The organism is Desulfobotulus sp., assembly GCF_034006065.1.
GTDB lineage: Bacteria > Desulfobacterota > Desulfobacteria > Desulfobacterales > ASO4-4 > Desulfobotulus.
On record NZ_JAVETM010000091.1, the window covers coordinates 1 to 5,497 of the forward strand.

At 54.2% G+C, this 5,497-nt stretch carries 4 protein-coding genes; 1 reads left to right on the top strand and 3 read right to left on the bottom strand.

From position 1 onward, the window contains the following. The 3 genes from RBR60_RS16890 to RBR60_RS16185 all read right to left on the bottom strand — a co-directional run. Positions 1-114 (bottom strand): type IV pilin protein (locus RBR60_RS16890; protein ID WP_413815482.1); only part of this gene is annotated, 114 nt, incomplete at its 3' end. A gap of 208 nt (positions 115-322) precedes the next feature. Then, a complete protein-coding gene (locus RBR60_RS16180; RefSeq protein WP_320358714.1) occupies positions 323-1,870 on the bottom strand; it encodes an ATP-binding protein in 1,548 nt (515 codons plus the stop codon). Positions 1,871-1,890: 20 nt separating this feature from the next. Then, positions 1,891-3,216: a sigma-54 interaction domain-containing protein gene (locus RBR60_RS16185; protein WP_320358716.1), complete on the bottom strand. Its 1,326-nt coding sequence runs from the start codon at positions 3,214-3,216 to the stop codon at positions 1,891-1,893. A gap of 333 nt (positions 3,217-3,549) precedes the next feature. On the opposite strand from RBR60_RS16185, the gene RBR60_RS16190 reads away from it, so the two are divergent. Further along, positions 3,550-5,355 (top strand): hypothetical protein, encoded by a 1,806-nt coding sequence (locus RBR60_RS16190; RefSeq protein WP_320358719.1) that lies wholly within the window; start codon positions 3,550-3,552, stop codon positions 5,353-5,355. Positions 5,356-5,497 lie beyond the last annotated feature (142 nt).

Here is a 5,497-nt window from a genome sequence, read left to right on the forward strand (position 1 = left end):
AAAATACCTCGGCACCGCCACAGCCGCCAGAATCCCCAACAGCACCAGCACGGCAATGATTTCAATCAGGGTAAAGCCTTCCTGATTCCGCATCAAAGATTTCCTCTGTTCCATGGTGTCTCTCCTATAAGTGGTGTTTTTTTAATCCTTCACCGAAAAAGCTTCCGGCTCTCTTCACATCTGCCCGGAATTCAAAAGCACAAACCGTGCCACCACTTCTCCCTTCCTCCCAGCTCTTTTTGTCTTTTCCCGCATCCTTTTCCCTCCAGATTATGCAGCTCCATCTACAAATTTTGGAGATCCCCGTAAAATATGCCCCTTTTTAAACCCTCTCCACCTCAAAGCCCGCAATGTTGCGATCCTCCTTTGAGAATTCCACCCCAATGAGAAAGGTGGTCTGATACAGAGCCGCATATTTTTCGTGGTATCTTTTTTCCTTCAGCTGCTCCATGGCCCGGCCTTCCCCGGCCCTGTCCTGCACCTTGAATTCAAAAATATAACAGGTGGTGTCAAAAAAGAGGCTTAAGTCCATGCGGCCATGATTGCTGGCATCTTCGGCCCGGACATCAAAGCCGCAGGCCGCAAAATAGCAGTAGAAGATGCTGGCGTAGTAGCCCTCATACCCGGAAAGCTGGTTTTTTCTGTACCAGTCATGGGGAATGGAGGCAAAAAAGCGGTGAAAGATGGCTTTCAGGTCTTCAGGCCGTTTTTCTGTGATGGCCTTGACAAGGGCGTTTTCCGTTGCGTTTTTCACCACAACGTCCTGCACCAGTTCGTTTAAAATCCAGCGGTTAAGGCTGCTTTTTACTTCCATGTTGGGATAGATCAGATGGTAGGTGCGGCGTTCCAGCATATCCGTTTCCACCTTCTCGATGGTCAGGTAGCCCGTCTGGAAGAGAAGGGCTTCCACAAGGATGCGATCCACATCAAAGCTGTCGATGATTTCTTCCCCAAGGGCAAGGTTTTCCAGTTTGGCGATGGGGTAGTGATTCTGCATGAGAAGCGTGATGAGAAAGCGGGGGGTGCCCGTTTCAAACCAGAAGGGCCGGTAGATTTTTTTGTCAAAATACAGAAGAATATCAAAGGGGTTGTACACCTTTTCCCCCAGCCAGGCGTAGCCGTTGTACCAGTGCCTGATTTTGGCGGTATCCTCTCCCTCAAGTCTCTCTGCAAACACCCTGTGCAGCTCATCCTCCGTATAACCGCAGAGACCTGAAAAACGGGCATCCAGGGTGATGTCATTCAAGTGATTTAAGCCGCTGAAAAGGGAAACTTTGGAGAATTTGCTGACCCCTGTGATGAAGACAAATTTTAAATGGGCATCCGCATCCTTGAGGACAGAGTAGAGGTTTTTCAGCCTTTCACGCATGGCGACAGCAAGCTCCGGGTTGGCAATATTGTCCAGAATGGGCTTGTCGTATTCGTCGATGAGCACCACCATCTTTTTTCCAGTTTTTCTGGATATTTTGACAATGGCTTCCATGAAGCGGTCATTGGCTCCGGATTTTTCATAGACAATGCCATGGGTGTTGCGGATGTCCATGAGGATGGATTCTATTTTCAGGGTAAATTCCTCAAGGCTCAGAACACCGCTGCCAAAGCTGATGTGGATCACGGGGTGGGGATCTTCCCAGTCCCAGTTTTCTTCCAGATAAAGGCCCCTGAAGCAGGCTTTATTGCAGAGAAAGGCCTGACGCAGGGTATCTGTGAAAAGGCTTTTGCCAAAGCGCCTCGGCCTTGAAAGAAAATAGGCCGCAGCACCTGAGTCAAGGAGTTTTTTGACAAAGGGTGTTTTGTCAACATAATAATATTCTTCGGGATTTTCCCGGATTTTTTCAAAGCTCTGAATGCCGATGGGCAGTTTTTTCATGGGGAATACTCCTTGTCTTTTCAGGAAGGCTCAGACCCTTTCTGGATCTCGTATTTTTTCACCCGGTGCCACATGCTTCTCTGGTTGATGCCAAGCCTCTCCGCAGCCCTGGCCTGCACCCCGCCGCTTTCCTCCAGGGCTTCCATGAGGAGCCGTTTTTCCACAGAGCGGAGAAAGGCGTCCAGATCAAAGGCCCTGGCCTGGGCCAGCGCACCGGCCTGGGCGAGAACGGACTCCAGGGAATCGGCTTTTCCGGGTGAGAGGAGTCCTGCGGCTTCCAGGTGCTGCGTCAGAATTTCGTCGCCCTCGGAAAAAACCGCAGCCCTTTCCAGCACATTGAGAAGCTCCCGCACATTGCCCGGCCAGTCCTGGGCCATGAGCCTTGCCATGGCCTGGGAAGAGACGGGGGTCTGGGTGGTTTCGGCAAAATTCTGACAGAAAAAGGGGATGTCTTCCCGCCTTTCCCGCAGGGGGGGCAGGGTGAGGCGGAAGACATTGAGACGGTAAAAGAGATCTTCCCGGAAACGGCCTTCGCCCACGGCTTTTTCGAGATCCTGGTGGGTTGCGGCCACGATGCGTACATCCACGGCAAGGTCTTTGTCTCCGCCCACTCGCTGGATGCATTTTTCCTGCAAAACCCGCAGAAGCTTGCCCTGGAGGGAAAGGGGCATATCTCCGATTTCATCGAGAAAAAGGGTGCCGCCTGCGGCCAGCTCGAATTTTCCCTTGCGCATGCGGTCGGCTCCGGTGAAAGCGCCCTTTTCATGGCCAAACAGCTCGGATTCCAGCAGTCCGTCCGGAATGGCCACGCAGTTGATGCGGATGAGGGGGCCATGGCTGCGTCGGCTTTTTTTGTGCAGGGCTTCGGCGATTCTTTCCTTTCCTGTGCCGGATTCTCCGGTGATGAGTACGGTGGTGTCCGTGGCGGCCACCTTGCGCAGGGCCTCCAGCACCTCCCGCATGGCCCGGCTTTCCCCCACAATGTCGGGAAAGAGGGCGCGGGCATCCATGCGGCTTAAGGCGGATCCCACCTGCCTGAAAACCCGCTGGTAGCGCTGGATCTCATCTTCTTTCAGAGGGGAGGGCTCCTGGGTCTGGATGATGGATGCCGCACTCCGGGCAAAGCTTTCCATGGGCTTCAGAATGAAGCGAAGCACCAGAAATCCTGTCAATCCACCGATGAAAGTCATCAACAGTGAAGGAAAAAAAAGGGCGGGCAGCCCCAGCCACTGCCCCTGACCGCCGGTTTTTAAGGCGGTGTGAAAGCCCGCAAGGACGGAGAGCAGGGAAAGGCCTGCAATGATGAAGGGCACAAGAATGCGAAGACCAATGTGGATGGAAGGCATGGGAACTCCGTTGGGGAAAAATCAAAGGCCTTAAGGCGCAAACCCGGCCATCATGCCACAGAAAGCGCTTTTTTTTCAATGCTCTCCTTTTTTTAAGCAAAAGCCTCTGCCCGGAGCTGCGGGAAAGGGAATGGGCCAGGGGTTTTGGATTGACATATCAGATGCCCCCTTATTATAAGGAGGTGGCATTGGAGAATATAAAGGCAATGGCATCTTTATTGCTTTTCAGAATTCAGATGTCGCCTGCCCGCCTGGGATGCCTTCCCGACTGTCGGATCTTGCGGACAGTCCTTTTTGCAGGATTTTTACTTTATTCTTTCTGATGGAGTTTTTGTGTCTGCATCCCACAGCCTCTCGGCAACGGAAAAACTTCTTGAACGCATCCGATCTGAGGCCGGAGTCCCTTCCTCTCCCCCCGTGACCCAGCCCGGTGTATCCTTTTTTCCGGGAAAGGGTGCAAGAACCCTTGGAATCAGCTTTTCCCCGGACGCCATTTTTATGGTGGAGTCCTTAAGAACCCGCAAAGGATGGCGTTTGACCCGCCATGCCCGTTTTCCCCTGACCACAGCGCCGAATCCTTCAAGTCCTTCCTTTGCCGAAGCCCTGAGACGGGCGCTCATGGCCTTTATCGGTAAGGGCCGGAATGTGGATATCTGGCTTCTCATGGGAGCCGCGGATGTGGAAATCCGGCTTTTAAGCCTGGCACCCGCACCGGAAAAGGAGCTGCCCCAGGCCGTGTTCTGGGCCTTGAAAAAGGAAATGGGCCAGGATCTGCCCAAGGACATGGTGTATGATTTTTCCGTTGTGGGAAGGCGCATGGAGGAAGGGCGGCTCCGCCTGGAAACCCTGGTCTGCCAGGGAAGAAAATCCACCATCGAGCCCCTGCATCGTCTTTTTTCCTCTCTGGGGTATGGTCTTGCGGGCATCAGTATTGCCAGTTTTGCCTATGAGAACCTTTTGCGCGAAGGACGCATGAGCGCCGATGGACAGGCTGTGTGTACCCTTTTTGTGGGGTTCGGCTGGTCGCGCATTGATATTTTTCAGGGCAGGCACATTCGTCTGAGCCGGGACATCAAGACCGGGTTCAACAGCCTGGTGGAAGTGGTTCAGGAAGAGATGCGGCGGGTGATGAGCGATGAAGGGGAACCTGGGGAACCCTCCTTTGATCTGGCCGTTTCCGTGGTGACCGATGTCCTGGAAGGCGGAACCGTACGCTGGCGCATGAAGGGCCGGGAGTTTACCCTCAGTGATACCCGGATGCGGGAGCTGGGGCAGCCGGTTCTGCTCCGCCTGATCCGTCAGGTGGAAAGGACACTTGAATATTATGTTCTGAACGTGAAGGGAGATCCGGTTTCTCTTTTGTATCTTTCCGGTCAGATGGTGCGAAATCCTCGGCTGATGCGGGCCTTAAGCCGTCAGTTCACCCTGCCGGTGAAAGCCCTGGACGCCTTTGAGCAAGAGGATTTTTCAGGCTCTGAGCCTGCGCCGGATACGGCCTATGAGCGGGATCAGATGACCCCTGCGGCGGGCATGGCCCTTGCCTCGGAAAAGACGCCCAACCTTCTTTTCACCTGGAAGGAAAGGCGGGAAGCCCGCAGGAACCGCCGTCTGACGATGGCTGTGAGTCTTGTGGGATTGCTGGTTTTTGGCCTTCTTTTTGGTTTCAGCGTGTTTGAAAAGGGCAGACTGGAAAGTCAGGTGGCGAGAAACCGCGCCATGGAAGCGCAGTTGGGGGGCTTTAACGCAAGCCTTGAGCCGGAAATGGTGGCTGCACTCCAGAAGAACCTTGAAAACAGAAGGGAAGATCTGCGTAAGCGGGCAGAGCGCTTCGGGCCGGTGGCCCTGGTGGGGGAGGTGCTGCGAAGAACGCCGGAGTCCATTCTCCTGGAGCGGGTTTACTGGGAAAGAAGAGCGGAAGCCCCAAAAAGCGGTGCTGCGGCCTGTGTGGAGATTGATGGCCGCATCCTGCGCAAAGGGGAAGGTCCGGCTCCGGAAAGCCTGCTTGCGACCTATGGCCTGGATTTAAGTCAGGCGTCTTTTTTCCTGGGAACCCGTGTGCGCAGGCAGGCCATGGGCGAGGGCGGCTCTGTGCTGACCTTTGGGCTGAGTGTGGACTGCCATGGAGATTTTAAGCCATGAAAGAAAGTTTCCGGGTATCCAGAACCAACATCATTTTGCTTTGCACCCTGACCTTAGGCCTGACCCTTTACGCCTTTTCAGGAATTTATCTGACCATGCGACGGGTGCAGGAAGCCCGTGCCGAAGGCCAGCGCCTGGAAGA

What these genes read in the sequence shown, in the direction of transcription:
- RBR60_RS16185 (WP_320358716.1), bottom strand. Translation starts at nt 3,216, where the DNA reads ATGCCTTCCATCCACATTGGTCTTCGCATTCTTGTGCCCTTCATCATT.
- RBR60_RS16180 (WP_320358714.1), bottom strand. Translation starts at nt 1,870, where the DNA reads ATGAAAAAACTGCCCATCGGCATTCAGAGCTTTGAAAAAATCCGGGAA.